Source organism: Streptomyces sp. NPDC093065 (assembly GCF_044754585.1).
Classification (GTDB): domain Bacteria; phylum Actinomycetota; class Actinomycetes; order Streptomycetales; family Streptomycetaceae; genus Streptomyces.
This window is the reverse complement of the sequence record NZ_JBIVPJ010000005.1, coordinates 43,543-57,733: the sequence shown is the minus strand read 5'-3', so window position 1 is coordinate 57,733 and position 14,191 is coordinate 43,543. Positions and strand designations below refer to the sequence as shown.

Sequence of the window (14,191 nt, the reverse complement as noted above, 5' to 3'; positions counted from 1 at the left end):
GTGAGCGAGAGCGACCCCGTGCCCGGCGGGCGCCCCGGCGAGGTCGAGCGGGCCACCGCGCTGAGCGGCGAGCTGACCGGGCAGGGCGTGCACGGCGTCGTACTGGCCTACGTCGACACGGCCGGGATCACCCGGGTGAAGACCGTGCCCACCGCGAAGCTCGCCTCCGCCGCGGCCTGGGGCGTCGGCATGTCACCGGTGTTCGACACCTTCCTCGCCGACGACTCGATCGTCACCACCGACGTCCTCGGCTCCCCCGACGGCGACCTGCGCCTCTACCCCGACCTGGACCGCCTGACCGTGCTGGCGGCGCAGCCCGGCTGGGCGTGGGCTCCGGTCGACCGGATCACGCAGGAGGGCGCACCGCATCCGGCGTGCGGGCGCACCGTGCTCCGCCGGACCGCGGCCGGGGCGGCCGGGCGGCACGGCGTCACGTTCAAGGCCGCCGTCGAGATCGAGTGGGTCGTGGGCCGGGGCGACGCGGACGGCGACGCGTTCGTCCCGGCGGTGTCCGGACCGGCGTACGGGGCCACCCGGCAGATCGAGCTGAGCGACTGCGCCGCCGACCTGCTGGCCGCGCTCGCGGCGCAGGGCGTGGACGTGGAGCAGTTCCATCCCGAGTACGCGGCGGGGCAGTTCGAGATCTCGGTGGGCGCGCTCGACCCGGTGGCGGCGGCCGACCACAGCATGCTGGTGCGGCAGACGATCCGGGCGGTGGCCCGGCGGCACGGACTGCGCGTCTCCTTCGCCCCGGCGGTCCTCGGGCAGGGCGTCGGCAACGGCGGGCATCTCCATCTGTCCGCCTGGCGCGACGGGACGAACCTGCACGCGGGCGGCCCGGGCCGGTACGGCATGACCGCCGAGGCCGAGTCCTTCGTGGCCGGGGTACTCGGCCGGCTCCCGGCGCTCACCGCGATGACCGCGCCGAGTCCGGCCAGCGCCCTGCGGCTGCGCCCCTCGCAGTGGGCGGGGGTGTTCACCGCCTGGGGCCGGGAGACCCGCGAGGCCGCGCTGCGGATCGTCACCGGCACCGCCGGGGTCCGCGACCGCGCGGCGAACCTGGAGGTCAAGCCGGTCGACCTGGCCGCCAACCCCTACCTCGCCCTCGCCTCGGTGATCGCCGCCGGCCTGGACGGGCTGGCCTCGACCGCGCCGCTGCCCGAGGAGATCACCGGCGACCCGGCCCGGCTCGACCCCGCCGAGGCGGCGGCCCGGGGCGTGCGGCGGCTGCCGGTCACGCTCGCGGAGTCGGTGGCGGCGTTCCGCACGGACGAGGTGCTCAGGACCGCGCTGGGCCCGGTGCTGGCCGACGCGGTGACCGCCGTACGGCTGGGCGAGGCCGGGGCGGTCGAGGGGCTGGACGACGACGGCGTGGCGGCGGCCTACCGCTGGAAGTACTGAGATGGCCGCCGGACCGGTGCAGGAGCGGCTCGCCGGGCTGGAGCTGGTGGACCACCACTGCCACGGCGCGGTCACCGGCGACCTGGACCGCGCGGGCTTCGAGTCCCTGCTCACCGAGGGCGAGGCGTGGCCCGGCGTCTCCCCCTTCGACAGCCCCGTCGGTCTCGCCGTACGCCGGCACTGCGCGCCGCTGCTGGACCTGCCGCGCCACGCCCCCGCCGACGCCTACCTGGCGCGGCGCGCGGAGTTGGGCGCCGCCGAGGTCAACCGGAGGTTCCTGCGGGCCGCGGGCACCGGCGTGTTCTGCGTGGACACGGGGTACGCCCCGCACCCGGTGACGGATCCGGCCGAGCTGGCCGCGGCGGCGGGCGCGACGGCGTACGAGGTGGTCCGGCTGGAGGGTGTCGCGGAGTCGGTGGCGGAGGGCGGAGTCGAGCCGGACGCGTACGCGGGGGCGTTCCGTACGGCGGCGTGGGAGGCGGTGCGGCGGCCGGGCGTGGTGGGCGTCAAGTCGGTCGCGGCCTACCGCACCGGCTTCGACCTGGACCCGGCCCGTCCCTCGCCGGCCGAGATCACCGAGGCAGCCCGGCGCTGGCTCGCGCGCGGCGGCGGCCGGCTCGACGACCCGGTGCTCGTGCGGGACCTGCTGTGGACCGCCGTGGACCTCGGGCGGCCGCTGCAACTGCACACGGGGTTCGGGGACGCCGACATCCGCATGCACCGCGTGGACCCCACCCTGCTGACCGACTGGCTGCACCTGACCGCCGGCACGATCCCCGTCCTGCTGCTGCACTGCTGGCCCTACCAGCGCCAGGCGGCCTATCTGGCGGCGGTCTTCGAGCGGGTGCACCTGGACGTGGGTCTCACCCTGCACCACGTCGGTCCGGCGCGGGCGGGCGCGATTCTCGCGGAGGCGCTGGAGATCACCCCGTTCCGCAAGCTGCTGTACAGCTCCGACGCCTACGGGGTGGCCGAGTTCCACCACTTGGGAGCGCTCGCCTTCCGCCAGGGGCTGGCGGGACTGCTGCAGGAGCGGCTGGACGCCGACGAACTGTCCCTGCCGGACGCGCTGCGCCTGGTCCGCTGGGCCGGGCGGGACAATGCCCGCCGGGTCTACGGGCTCCCCGGCGGTCCGGCGGACGACGGCTGAGCGGCGTGGGACGGGTCACAGTCCCGGAGCGCCGCCCGGGACTCACGAACGGCTGAAAGTATGATCAAGCGATGTCTGACATGACCGAGACCACGCCGGGCTGGCTGACGACGGACGAGCTGGAGATGGCACGCGCCCGCATGCCGATCCTGTACGTCGAGGCCGTGCCCGTACGCGTGGACGACAGCGGCGAAGTCACCAGTGTGGGCCTGCTCCTGCGCATCGGACCCGACGGGACGGTCAGCCGGACGCTGGTCTCCGGCCGGGTGCTGCACCACGAGCGGGTCAGGGACGCCCTGCTGCGCCACCTGGAGAAGGACCTCGGTCCGGTGGCGCTGCCCCGGGTGCCGTCCTCGCTCCAGCCGTTCACGGTGGCCGAGTACTTCCCGACGCACGGTGTCACCCCCTACCACGACCCCCGGCAGCACGCGGTCTCGCTCGCCTACGTGGTGCCGGTGACCGGCGACTGCCGCCCCCGCCAGGACGCCCTCGACCTGGTCTGGTTCGATCCGCGCGAGGCCCTGTCCGAGGCGGTGCGGAGCGAGATGCCGGGCGGGCACGGGGTGCTGCTGAAGCAGGCGCTGGCGCACGTGGGCTGCGTGGGCTGACCGCTCCCCGGGGCTACTCCTCCCGCCGGTCCCCGTCGCTCAGCTGCGGGTCCAGGTCGTCACGGAGCAGGCCCCGGGAGCCAGTCTGGCCGGTGCGGTAGGCGGAGCGGGCCACCAGGTGGGAGGCGACCGGGCTGGTGAGGAACTGGAAGAAGACGATGAGCGCGAGCGTGCCCACGTCGGTGCCGTGACGCAGGCGCAGTCCCACCCCGGCGAGCACGAGGAGCATCCCCAGCGTCTGCGGTTTGGTCGCCGCGTGGCTGCGGGAGAGCACGTCGGGGAAGCGGAGCATGCCGATCACACCGAGCAGGCACTGCAGGCAGCCGAGGAGCAGCAGGAGGGTGCCCACCAGGTCGGCGGCGTCCGCCCAGGCGTTCACCGGTGGTCCTGCCTGCCGTCCGGCCGCACCGAGGGCCGGTCGCGTACGGCGATGAAGCGTGCGATGCCCACCGAGCCGCTGAAGCCGAGGAAGGCGAGCACCAGCATCACGGGGAAGTAGAAGGAGTCCCGGTCGTGGGCGGCCTTGACGCCGATGCCGGCGATGATGAGCGCCGCGAGCACGTCGAGGGCGACGGCACGGTCCAGCATGGAGGGGCCGTACCAGATCCGGTACAGCAGCAGGGCGCCGGCGACGAGGATCATCGCGAGCGAGGCGGCGAGCATGGCGTCCTCGACGGCGTGCAGGGTGGTCACGGGGAGGGGTCACCTTCCGGTACGGGGCGGGCGGAGTCGGCGATGTCCTCGGCGGTGCCGAAGGCGCGGGCGACGAGTTCCTCCATGCGCCACACCTGCCGCTGGGCGCCCTCGATCTCACCGGGGTTGGCCGCGTCGAGGACGTGCAGGAACAGGGTGGCCGTCTCCCGGCGCAGCTCGATCACGGAGCCGCCGGGGACGTTGGAGACGGCGACGGCGGTGGCCGTGAGCATGAGGTCGCTGCGCACCCGCAGCGGGACGGCCACGACCGCGGCGTGGTAGGGGCCCTTGGCGAAGATCTGCCGGGTGACCTCGACGCTGGAGGAGAACATGTCGTAGAGCAGGTAGGCGGCCAGTCGCAGGATGCCCAGCGGGTGCAGCCGCAGGCCGATGTCCACGACCGGCAGCGGGAAGGCCAGGCACAGACAGACCGCGACGAGGACGCCGTTGACGAGGTTGGCCCAGGACGGGGTGCCCCACAGCAGGATCCAGATGACGGTGAGCCAGCCGACGAGCGGCAGGTCGAGCACGCGCCGGCCGCGGCCCACGCGGAAGGACCAGCTGTAGGGCGAACGGTCGCGGAAGAGGTTGCTCACCGGCCGAGCACCGCCTCGATGTAGGGGGTGCGGGCGAGGAGTTCGGTGGCGGCGGCCTGGGTGAAGGTGGTGAGGGGGCCGCCGAGCACCGTGTACGACAGGCCGAGGGCGACGGCGACCCCGGTGGCCGCGAGCATGGGCCAGGGCAGGCGCTTGGTGGTGGTGATGGACTGGCCCAGGAAGCCCGCGGCGACCACGGCGCCCGCCGGCACCGGCAGATCGCCCCCGGAGCCCGCCACCCCGCCGGAGCCGGCCACCCCGCCGGAACCCGCCGCCTTGCCGGAGCCCGCCGCTCCCCCTTCCCGCTCGTCACCCTCCTCGTCGTCGCCCGAGTCGTCGTCCTCGGCGGACTCCAGCACCACGCCCTCCTCCTCGGCGCCGGGGGGCGCGTCGCGCCAGAACGCGAGGTTCCAGACCTTCGCCATGACGTACAGGGTGAGCAGGCTGGTGGCGGCGGACCCGGCGACCAGCGCCCAGGCCCAGGCGCCGCCGGCGTCGATACCGGCCCGCATCAGGCCGAGTTTGCCGATGAACCCGGACAGCGGCGGGATGCCGGCGAGGTTCATGGCGGGCACGAAGAACAGCACGGCGAGCAGTGGTGCCGCCTTCGCCAGGCCGCCGAGGCGGGTGAGTTCCGTGGTGCCGTCGCGCCGCTCGATGAGTCCGGCGACGAGGAACAGGGTGGTCTGCACGGTGATGTGGTGGGCCACGTACACGATCGCCCCGCTGATCCCGCCCCCGCCCGCGAGCGCGATGCCGAAGACCATGTAGCCGATGTGGCTGATGAGCGTGAAGGACAGCACCCGCTTCAGGTCGGTCTGGGCGACGGCCCCGAGGATGCCGACGACCATGGAGGCGAGCGCGGCGAGCATCAGCACGTCGCTCAGGCGGTGGCCGGGGAAGAGCAGGGTCTGGGTGCGCAGCATCGAGTACACGCCGACCTTGGTCAGCAGTCCGGCGAAGACCGCGGTGACCGGGGCCGGCGCGGTCGGGTAGGAGTCGGGCAGCCAGGCCGCCAGCGGGAACACCGCCGCCTTGATCGCGAAGACCGTCAGCAGCATCGCCTCCAGCAGGGTGCGCACCCCGACGGGCGCCTCCTGCAGCCGCTGGGCGAGCTGAGCGAAGTTCACGGTGCCCGCGACGGCGTAGGTCATGGCGATGGCGACCAGGAAGAGCACGGAGGAGAACAGCGAGATGATCACGTACGTCGACCCGGCCCGGATCCGGGTCGCGGTGCCGCCGATGGTGAGCAGTACGAAGCTGGCGACCAGCATGATCTCGAAGCCGACGTAGAGGTTGACGAGGTCCCCGGCCAGGAAGGTGCAGGAGACGCCGGCCACGAGGATGAGGTAGGCGGGGTGGAAGACGCCGACCGGCGCCTGGTCGTCGCGGTCGGCCATGCCCTGCCCCAGGGAGTACACGAGGACGAGGAGGGTGACGGCGCTGGAGACGGTGAGCATCAGTCCCGCCAGCCGGTCGGCGACGAGGGTGATGCCGACCGGCGGCGCGAAGTCGCCCAGGTGCACGCTGAGCGGGCCGTGCCGGTCGGCGGCGACCATGAGTACCACGGAGAGCACCAGGACCGCGCCGAGCACGGCGATGCTGATGAAGCGCTGGAACCGGTGCAGCCGGGGCCCGATGGCCAGCTTCAGGCCCGTGACGCACAGGGGCAGCAGGACGGGGAGCGGGACGAGCGCGTTCACGTGGTTCCTTCCGTGCCGGCGCCGCCCGGGTCGTCGGGCTGCTCGGGCGGCGGGTGGCCGGCGTCCTCGCCGGGGCGGGAGTCGGGTTCGCGGCCGGTCTCCTCGGGGTCGTTGGAGGGCCCGACGATGCGGGCCGGGGCCGGTCCGGGGCGGCCGGCGGCGTCGGTGGATCCCAGCTCCCGGCCTTCCCGGTAGTCCTCGGGGTCGGCGCCGAGGATGTCGTTCCAGAGGTTGCCGGAGACGTCGTTGGCGCGGGCCTGGTAGGCGCGTTCCTCGCGGACCCGCCGGCGCAGCCGCTTGCGTGCCTCGCGGTAGCGGGCGCGCTGCTCGGCGTCGGCGCCGCCGTCCCCGGCGCGGGCCTCGCGGTACCGGTCGCGCAGTTCGCCGCGCCGGTCGAGGAACTCGGCGCGCAGGGCGACCAGCCGGTCCTCGGTGTCGTCGCTGATCTCGTCGGAGCCGGTGACCTGGTGGCTGCGGTAGGCCATGGCGAGCAGGAAGGCGGTGGTGGCGAGGGTGATGACGATGGCGGTGAGGGCGATGGCCTGGGGCAGCGGGTCGGTGACGCGGTTGCGGATGATGTGCGGGTAGAGCAGCGGTGCGTCGCCCGCGCTGCCGGTGGCGGCGAGGACCAGCAGGTTGACGCCGTTGCCGAGGACGACGGCGCCGAGCAGGATCCGGGTCAGGGACCGGGTCAGCAGCAGGGTGGCGCCGACGGCGTTGAGGACGGCGGCGGCCACCAGCAGGGAGAGGCTGACGGTCATGCGCGGCCCGGCTCCGGGCGCGGGGCGGCCCGTTCGATCTGGCGGTCGATCCGGGCGCCGAGGGCCCGCACGATGTCCTGGACCACGCCGAGCACGAGCAGGTAGACCCCGCAGTCGAAGAGGACGGCGGTGGACATGTGGACGTCGCCCCACACGGGCACGTGCCCGTGCCAGGTCCAGCCGTGCAGCACGGTGCCCTCGCCGAGGCCGCCCAGCGCGACGCCGGTGGACAGGAAGAGGCCGAGGCCGGTGAACAGGCCCGGTTTGAAGGGCATGGCGTCGGCGAGTTCGTGCCGTCCGCCGGCGAGGTAGCGGGCGATGAAGGCGACGCCGGCGGTCAGGCCCGCGACGAAGCCGCCGCCCGGCAGGTTCTCCGCGCACAGCAGCAGGTAGACGGAGAGGACGAGGACGGGGTGGAAGATGAGGCGGGCGACCACTTCCAGGACGAGGGAGCGGCGCTCGGGGGCGAGGGTGGCGCTGGCGGCGAGCCAGTTCCGCTCCGGGGCCCCTTCGTCGCCGCTGGGCAGGCCCGCCGACTCGTAGCGGCTCGCCCGCCAGGCGGTGTGCAGTCCGGCGTGCGGGTGGTCGCCGGGCAGCGGCAGTACGGGCTGCTCGGCGCCGTCGGCGCGGCGGTGCAGGTAGATGAGGCTGGTGACGCCGATCGCGGCGGCGGCGAGCACCGCGGACTCCCCCATCGTGTCCCAGGCCCGCAGGTCGACGAGGATGGTGGCGACGACGTCCTTCAGCCCGTGGTGCGCGGTCTCCTCGACCATCGCGGCGCCCGCGCTGTCGGCCCGGCGGTGGCCCGCCATGATCCAGACGACCACGGCGACGGCGGCGCCGCCCGCGAGCGCCACCGGCATGCGCAGCAGCCGCCGCCACCGGCTGAAGGTCTCCTCGAAGCGCACCGGCATGCGGCGCAGCACCAGCACGAAGACGATCATGGAGACGGTCTCCACGCAGAACTGGGTGAGCGCGAGGTCGGGCGCGCCCTGGGCGACGAAGAGCAGGGCGGTGCCGTAGCCGGTGAGACCGGCGAAGACGACGGCCTTCATCCGGCGCCGTACGCGCAGGCACAGCAGGGCCGCGGCACAGGTCAGCAGGGCGACACCGGCCTGGGAGGGATGGTCCCAGAGCCTCGGGGCGGGGACACCGGTCCAGGGCTCGTCGACGACGAGCACGGCGATCTGGCCGGCGAGGACCACGCTCATGGTCGTCACCAGGTACACCGACAGCGAGCCGCGCTGGACGAGCCCGGTGCACTGCAGGGCGGTGCGTTCCAGGGCGAGCAGTATCCGTCCGAAGACGAGGTCGGCGGAGCGCCAGGCGAGCCGCTGCCCGGCCCGCGCGACGGGGGTCGCGGCGAGGAACAGCAGGATCCCGCCCGCCCAGGCGGCGCCGGACAGGCCGAGGGCGAGGCCCGCTCCGTGCCACAGCGCCAGGTGGTAGGGGTGTGCGGGGGTGGGGAACTGCCCGGCGTAGGTGCCCAGCAGGCCCTGGAGCCAGGGCACGCCGGGGCCGAGGACGAGGCAGGCCAGGGCCAGTACGACGGGCGGCGCCAGGAAGGCCGCCGGGACGGGGTGCGCGTCGGTGTCGGGGAGGCCGGGCTTGCGGGCGAAGGCGCCCCACAGGTAGCGCAGCGTGTAGGCGGTGGTCAGGGCGGAGCCGAGGACGGTCGCGGCCAGCGCCCAGCGGTCGCCGGTGCTCCCGTCCAGGAGCGCCTGGAATGCGGCCTCCTTGGCGGTGAAGCCCAGCAGGGGTGGCACGGCGGCCATGGACAGCCCGGCGACCACGGCCACGGCGCACACGGCGGGCAGCCGGCGTCCGAGTCCGGAGAGCCCCCGCAGGTCGCGGGTGCCGGTGGCGTGGTCGACGATGCCGGTGACCAGGAAGAGCGGCGCCTTGAACAGGGCGTGCCCGAGGATCATGGCGGTGGCGGCGAGGCCGGTGTCGTGGCGGCCCGCGCCGGTGAGGACGGTGAGGAAGCCGAGCTGGCTGACGGTGCCGTAGGCGAGGACGAGTTTCAGGTCGTGCAGTCTGAGCGCCCGCCAGCCGCCGAAGAGCATCGTCACCGAGCCGAGGACGAGCAGGAGCGGGCGCCAGGGTGTGACGTCGGCGAAGGCGGGGGCGAGCCGGGCGATGAGGTAGACCCCCGCTTTGACCATGGCGGCGGCGTGCAGGTAGGCGCTGACCGGGGTGGGGGCGGCCATGGCGTTGGGCAGCCAGAGGCTGAAGGGCCAGATCGCGGACTTGGAGAGGGCGCCGACGAGGATCAGCACGATCGCCGTGGACAGTGCCGCCGACGGGGACGGCGGGTCGGCGAGGATCCCGGAGATGCGGTAGGTGCCCGCCTCGTGACCGAGGAGCAGGAGGCCGACGAGCATGGTCAGGCCGCCGAGCGTGGTGACGGTCAGGGCCTGCAGGGCGCTGCGCCGGTTGCGCTTGTGGTCGCTGGTCTGGCCGATCAGCAGGTAGGAGAAGACGGTCGTCAGTTCCCAGAAGATGTAGAGCAGGACCAGGTCGTCGGCGAGGACGAGGCCGAGCATCGCCCCGGCGAAGGCGAGGAGGTTCCCGGCGAACCTGCCGAGCTGCCGTGAGCGGTCGTCGAAGTAGGAGGCGCAGTAGACCAGGACGAGGGTGCCGACGCCCGCGGCGAGCAGCACCATCAGTTCGGCGAGGGCGTCCAGTCTCAGCGCCCAGTCCACGCCATAGGCGGGCAGCCAGCGCCAGTCGACGGTGTCGGTGCCGCCCGCTGCCGCCGCGCTCCACCGGGTGGCGGCCCAGACGGTCGCCGCGGCGGGCGGCAGGGCCAGCACGAGGAAGGCACGGGTTCCGCACCATCTCACCAACGGCGCGGCGAACAGCGCGAGCGCGAAGTGGCAGAGGATGAGCACGGACACCCGACAGTGATATATCGGGCATCTCGCCTGAGCGCCCAGGCACGCCGCAGGGAGAACAATCGAGGGGCGGTTTCGGATCTCTCCGAAACCGCCCCTCGATCAAAGACTGTCTCCAGTCGGGACGACAGGATTTGAACCTGCGACCCCTTGACCCCCAGTCAAGTGCGCTACCAAGCTGCGCCACGTCCCGTTGCCCGCCTGACCTGGGGTTTCCCCCGGCCGAACGCGCAGGAAAACCATACCGCACTCGGGCCGGTGGTCGCGCATCGCTTTTCCGGGGCGTGGTCCGGCCGCGTCAGCACTTCTGCGTGCTGGACGGCGCCCGCACCGCCCCGGCCGGCGTCACACCCGATCCCGCCGCAGCCGCGTCCACCCGCACCAGTCCGCGCACCGCCGGTATCAGGAGCAGGGCCGCGCACACGGCGAAGCTGGCCGCACCCGCGACGAGCAGTACATGGTCGGCGCCGAGGGCGGAGGCGGCCGGGCCCGCGAGCGCCTGCCCGACCGGCATCATCGCGAGGGATCCCGCCACGTCGTAGGAGTGGATGCGGTTGAGGACGTCCGGCGGGACCTGGGTCTGCACGCTGGTCGCCCACATCACGCCCCAGAAGGACATACCGGCCCCGGCGACGGCGGCTCCGGCCGCCATGGCGGGCAGGCCGAGCCCGGCACCGACGCTCGCGGGGAAGGCGGCGAAGCCGACGAGGGCGATCGCGCCGGCCCGGAGCATGCGCACCGGCCTGAGCCGCAGGGCGAGGAGGCCGCCGACGACGGTGCCGGCACCCAGGGCGGAGTTGACCAGTCCGTAGGCGCGCGGTCCGTGTTCCTGGACGACCTCGGTGGCGACCAGCGGCACGGTCGGGCCCCAGACGGCGATCATGTAGACGCACCAGACGGCGATGACGCTCCACAGCCACCTGCGCGCACGGAACTCCCGCCAGCCCTGGACCAGGTCGGCACGGAAGGCCCTGCTCCCGCGGCCGGACACCGCCCGGCTCCCCGGCGCGAGCGGGGTCAGCCGGAGCAGCAGCAGGCACAGGGCGCTGATCGCGTACGTGGTGGCGTGCGCGGCGAAGACCCCGCCGGGGGAGGCGAAACCGACCAGCAGACCCGCCACGGCGGGGCCGGCGAGCTGGGCGGCGGACTCGGCGACGCGTATCGCGCCGTTGGCGCCCTGGACGTCGGTGGCGAGCCGGGGGACGGTGCTGGCGACGCCGGGCTGGAAGACGGCGCCCGCGACGCCGTTGGCGAATCCGATGGCGCAGATCTGCCAGAGCACGACGTGACCGGAGAAGAACAGCGCGGCGGCCAGGGCCTGGGTGCCGAGCCGTACCAGGTCGGCGCCGATCATCAGTTTGCGGGTGCTGAAGCGGTCGGCGAGGACTCCCCCGAAGACGACCAGACCGGCGAAGGCGGCGGCCGTCGCCGCCATGGCGAGGCCGACCGCGCCCGCCCCGTACCCGTGCTGGAGCAGGCCGGCGGCGAGTGCGACGGGCAGCATGGTGTCGCCCAGCCGGGCCACGGCCCGGGCAGTGAAGAACAGCGCGAAGTCCCGCGACCAGACGGCTCGCGCCGCCGTCGGACTCCCGCCCGCGGCCCCGCTCCCGTGCCCGGTCTGTGACGACGTACCGGCCATCGTGCGCTCTCCCCTCCCCCGCCGGTTCCGCCGGCGAACCGCCCCGTGCACCCCCGTCGATCCCGCTCGCACCATGCGTCCGGCAGCCGGAACCCCCCTCCGGTCCCGGCTGTCACGCACGTCTTCGGATCATGCCACGGGGCTCTGACAACGCCCGAGGGGTTTTCAGCCCCCGGCGGGCAGCCCCAGCCGGGGGTGCGCCTCCAGCAGCCGGGTCGGGGCCGCCTGCCGCCAGGAGTCGGCGAGGATGTCGCGCAGCTCGTCCTCGCCCTCAAGGGCGGCCAGCCGGGCCCGTACCCAGGCGAACTGCGCCTCGTGGCCGGCGATCCAGAACTTCTCCGGTTCCGCCAGCACCAGTTCGTCGCGTTCCTCCTTCGGGCAGCGCACCGCGAGGGAGGTCTCCTCCTCGGGCAGCGTCGCGAACATCTTCCCCGCGACCCGGAAGGTGGGCATGCTCCAGGCCGTCTTCTCCGTCGTGTCCGGCAGGGACAGGGCGATACGGCGTACGTCTTCTGCGTCCGGCATGACAGGCACGCTATCGGCGGCCACTGACAACCACCCGGTGACCGCGAGGGCCCCGTACAGCGGACCGCCGACCCTCAGGCCCGGGCCGCCTCGCCGAGCGCGTCGAGGACCGGGCGGATCAGCGGATGTTCCTCCGCGCCCCGGCGTACGGCCGCGAAGACGCGGCGGGTGGGCGCGACTCCGTCGACGGGGCGGACGACCACCCCGGTGAGGTCGGTGCCGTGCAGCGCCGAGCGCGGGACGAGCGCCACGCCGGCGTCGGCCGCGGCGAGCGACACCACGGCGCGGAAGTCGTCCGAGGAGTGTTCGAGGCGGGGCTGGAACCCGGCGCTCTCGCAGGCCAGCACGACCACGTCGTGGCAGGGGTTGCCCGGGTAGGGACCGATCCAGGTGTCCTTGGCCAGCTCGGCCAGCGGGACCTCCTCGGCGTCGGCGAGACGGTGGGCGACCGGCACGACCGCGTCGAAGGGCTCGGCGTACAGGAAGACGTGGGTCAGGCGCGGGTCGTCGGCGGGCGGCGCCCCGCGGTACTCGACGGCGACGGCCACGTCGACCTGCCGGTCGAGGACCATCGGCAGGCTGGCGTCGCCCTCGGCGTCCTGGACGCGGATGCGGATGCCGGGCGCCGACGCGGCGAGGCGGGCCAGGGCGGGCGCGACGACGAGTGCGATGCCGGTGGCGAAGGAGGCGACCGTGACCGTGCCGGCCTCGCCCGAGCCGTAGGCCGCCAGCTCGGCCTCGGCCCGCTCCAGCTGGGCGAGGACGGCGTTGGTGTGGCTGAGCAGGATCTCCCCGGCCGGGGTCAGCCGTACGCCCTTGGCGCCGCGCTCGACCAGGCGGTGGCCGGTCTCCTGCTCCAGGGCGGCCAGCTGCTGGGAGACCGCCGAGGGGGTGAGGTACAGCGCGGCGGCAGCCGCCGTCACGGTGCGGTGGTCCGCCACCGCTCGCAGGATGTGCAGCCGCCGCGCCTCGATCATGGGATCGATTCTCTCAGGTCACCGGGGGTGTCAGGCCGCGAGCTGCTTCCGGGCCGCCACGAAGGCGTCCACCGCGCGGTTCACGTCGTCCGTGGAGTGGGCGGCGGACAGCTGCACGCGGATGCGGGCCTTGTCCTGCGGGACGACCGGGTAGGAGAAGCCGATCACGTACACGCCGCGGTCCAGGAGCAGCTCCGCCATGCGGCCCGCCTTCGACGCGTCGCCGATCATGACGGGCGCGATGGCGTGGTCGCCGGGGAGGATGTCGAAGCCCTCCTCGGTCATCCGGCGGCGGAACAGGGCGGTGTTCTCGGCCAGGCGTACGCGCAGGTCGTCGGCGGACTCCAGCAGGTCGAGCACCTTGAGGGAGGCGGCGGCGATCACCGGGGCGAGGGTGTTGGAGAAGAGGTAGGGCCGGGAGCGCTGGCGCAGCAGGGCGACGATCTCGGCGCGGGCGGCGACGTAGCCGCCGGAGGCGCCGCCCAGCGCCTTGCCCAGGGTGCCGGTGATGATGTCGACGCGGTCCATGACGCCGTGCAGCTCGGGGGTGCCGCGCCCGCCGGGGCCGACGAAGCCGACGGCGTGCGAGTCGTCGACCATGACCATGGCGTCGTAGCGTTCGGCGAGGTCGCAGATATCGTCGAGCGGGGCGACGTAGCCGTCCATGGAGAAGACGCCGTCGGTGACGATCAGCTTGCGGCGGGCCTCGCCCGCGGCCTTGAGCTGCGCCTCCAGGTCGGCCATGTCGCGGTTGGCGTAGCGCAAACGCTGCGCCTTGCTGAGGCGGATGCCGTCGATGATGGAGGCGTGGTTGAGGGCGTCGGAGATCACCGCGTCCTCGGGGCCGAGGAGGGTCTCGAAGACGCCGCCGTTGGCGTCGAAGCAGGAGGAGTAGAGGATCGTGTCCTCCTGGCCGAGGAACGCGGAGAGGCGGGCCTCCAGTTCCTTGTGCACCTCCTGGGTGCCGCAGATGAAGCGGACGGAGGCCATGCCGTAGCCCCAGCGGTCCAGCGCCTCGTGGGCGGCGGCGACGACCTCGGGGTGGTCGGCGAGGCCGAGGTAGTTGTTGGCGCAGAAGTTGAGGACCTCGCCTGGGCGACCGCCGGCGGTGACCTCGACGGTCGCGGACTGCGGGGTGCCGATGACGCGCTCGGGCTTGTGCAGGCCGGCGGCGCGGATCTCGTCGAGGGTGGCGCGCAGGTCGTCGCGTACGGAGTCGAACATCTCAGAAGCTCCTGGAT

Annotated in this window: 13 protein-coding genes and 1 tRNA gene; 3 read left to right on the top strand and 11 right to left on the bottom strand. The window is 73.8% G+C overall.

Annotation, left to right across the window (positions count from 1 at the left end; genetic code table 11):
• From ACIQFU_RS11065 to ACIQFU_RS11055, 3 genes are all read left to right on the top strand, one after another.
• Complete coding sequence (locus tag ACIQFU_RS11065) at positions 1–1,401, top strand: glutamine synthetase (RefSeq protein ID WP_402550585.1); 1,401 nt, start codon at positions 1–3, stop codon at positions 1,399–1,401.
• 1 nt (position 1,402) lies between these two features.
• Entirely contained in the window at positions 1,403–2,551 is a 1,149-nt protein-coding gene (locus ACIQFU_RS11060) for an amidohydrolase family protein (protein ID WP_402550584.1), read from the top strand.
• 80 nt (positions 2,552–2,631) lie between these two features.
• Positions 2,632–3,159, top strand: coding sequence for an NUDIX hydrolase family protein (locus ACIQFU_RS11055; RefSeq protein ID WP_164713147.1), 528 nt, complete (start codon positions 2,632–2,634; stop codon positions 3,157–3,159).
• 13 nt (positions 3,160–3,172) lie between these two features.
• On the opposite strand, the gene mnhG is transcribed toward ACIQFU_RS11055, so the two are convergent.
• From mnhG to ACIQFU_RS11000, 11 genes are all read right to left on the bottom strand, one after another.
• Positions 3,173–3,538: a monovalent cation/H(+) antiporter subunit G gene (gene mnhG / locus ACIQFU_RS11050; RefSeq protein ID WP_402550583.1), complete on the bottom strand. Its 366-nt coding sequence runs from the start codon at positions 3,536–3,538 to the stop codon at positions 3,173–3,175.
• Complete coding sequence (locus tag ACIQFU_RS11045; protein WP_402550916.1) at positions 3,535–3,822, bottom strand: monovalent cation/H+ antiporter complex subunit F; 288 nt, start codon at positions 3,820–3,822, stop codon at positions 3,535–3,537. Before ACIQFU_RS11045 ends, mnhG begins: the two co-directional genes overlap by 4 nt.
• Positions 3,823–3,848: 26 nt before the next feature.
• Positions 3,849–4,448, bottom strand: a complete 600-nt coding sequence (locus ACIQFU_RS11040) for a Na+/H+ antiporter subunit E (protein WP_402550582.1) — start codon at positions 4,446–4,448, stop codon at positions 3,849–3,851.
• Complete coding sequence (locus tag ACIQFU_RS11035) at positions 4,445–6,151, bottom strand: Na+/H+ antiporter subunit D (protein ID WP_402550581.1); 1,707 nt, start codon at positions 6,149–6,151, stop codon at positions 4,445–4,447. Before ACIQFU_RS11035 ends, ACIQFU_RS11040 begins: the two co-directional genes overlap by 4 nt.
• Positions 6,148–6,912 carry a Na(+)/H(+) antiporter subunit C gene (locus ACIQFU_RS11030; protein WP_402550580.1) on the bottom strand — a complete coding sequence of 255 codons (765 nt, stop codon included), beginning with the start codon at positions 6,910–6,912 and terminating at the stop codon, positions 6,148–6,150. The genes ACIQFU_RS11035 and ACIQFU_RS11030 overlap by 4 nt, the downstream gene beginning before the upstream one ends.
• The gene (locus ACIQFU_RS11025) at positions 6,909–9,812 is read right to left on the bottom strand and encodes a Na+/H+ antiporter subunit A (RefSeq protein WP_402550579.1); all 2,904 of its coding nucleotides are present in this window, start codon (positions 9,810–9,812) and stop codon (positions 6,909–6,911) included. The genes ACIQFU_RS11030 and ACIQFU_RS11025 overlap by 4 nt, the downstream gene beginning before the upstream one ends.
• Before the next feature lie 116 nt (positions 9,813–9,928).
• Positions 9,929–10,002 (bottom strand) — tRNA-Pro (locus ACIQFU_RS11020).
• Positions 10,003–10,107: 105 nt separating this feature from the next.
• Positions 10,108–11,448 carry an MFS transporter gene (locus ACIQFU_RS11015; RefSeq protein ID WP_402550578.1) on the bottom strand — a complete coding sequence of 447 codons (1,341 nt, stop codon included), beginning with the start codon at positions 11,446–11,448 and terminating at the stop codon, positions 10,108–10,110.
• Positions 11,449–11,613: 165 nt separating this feature from the next.
• Positions 11,614–11,973 (bottom strand): MmcQ/YjbR family DNA-binding protein, encoded by a 360-nt coding sequence (locus tag ACIQFU_RS11010; protein ID WP_271321574.1) that lies wholly within the window; start codon positions 11,971–11,973, stop codon positions 11,614–11,616.
• 74 nt (positions 11,974–12,047) lie between these two features.
• Positions 12,048–12,950: a LysR family transcriptional regulator gene (locus ACIQFU_RS11005; RefSeq protein ID WP_402550577.1), complete on the bottom strand. Its 903-nt coding sequence runs from the start codon at positions 12,948–12,950 to the stop codon at positions 12,048–12,050.
• Positions 12,951–12,980: 30 nt separating this feature from the next.
• Entirely contained in the window at positions 12,981–14,174 is a 1,194-nt protein-coding gene (locus tag ACIQFU_RS11000; protein ID WP_402550576.1) for a glycine C-acetyltransferase, read from the bottom strand.
• Between the last annotated feature and the right edge of the window lie 17 nt (positions 14,175–14,191).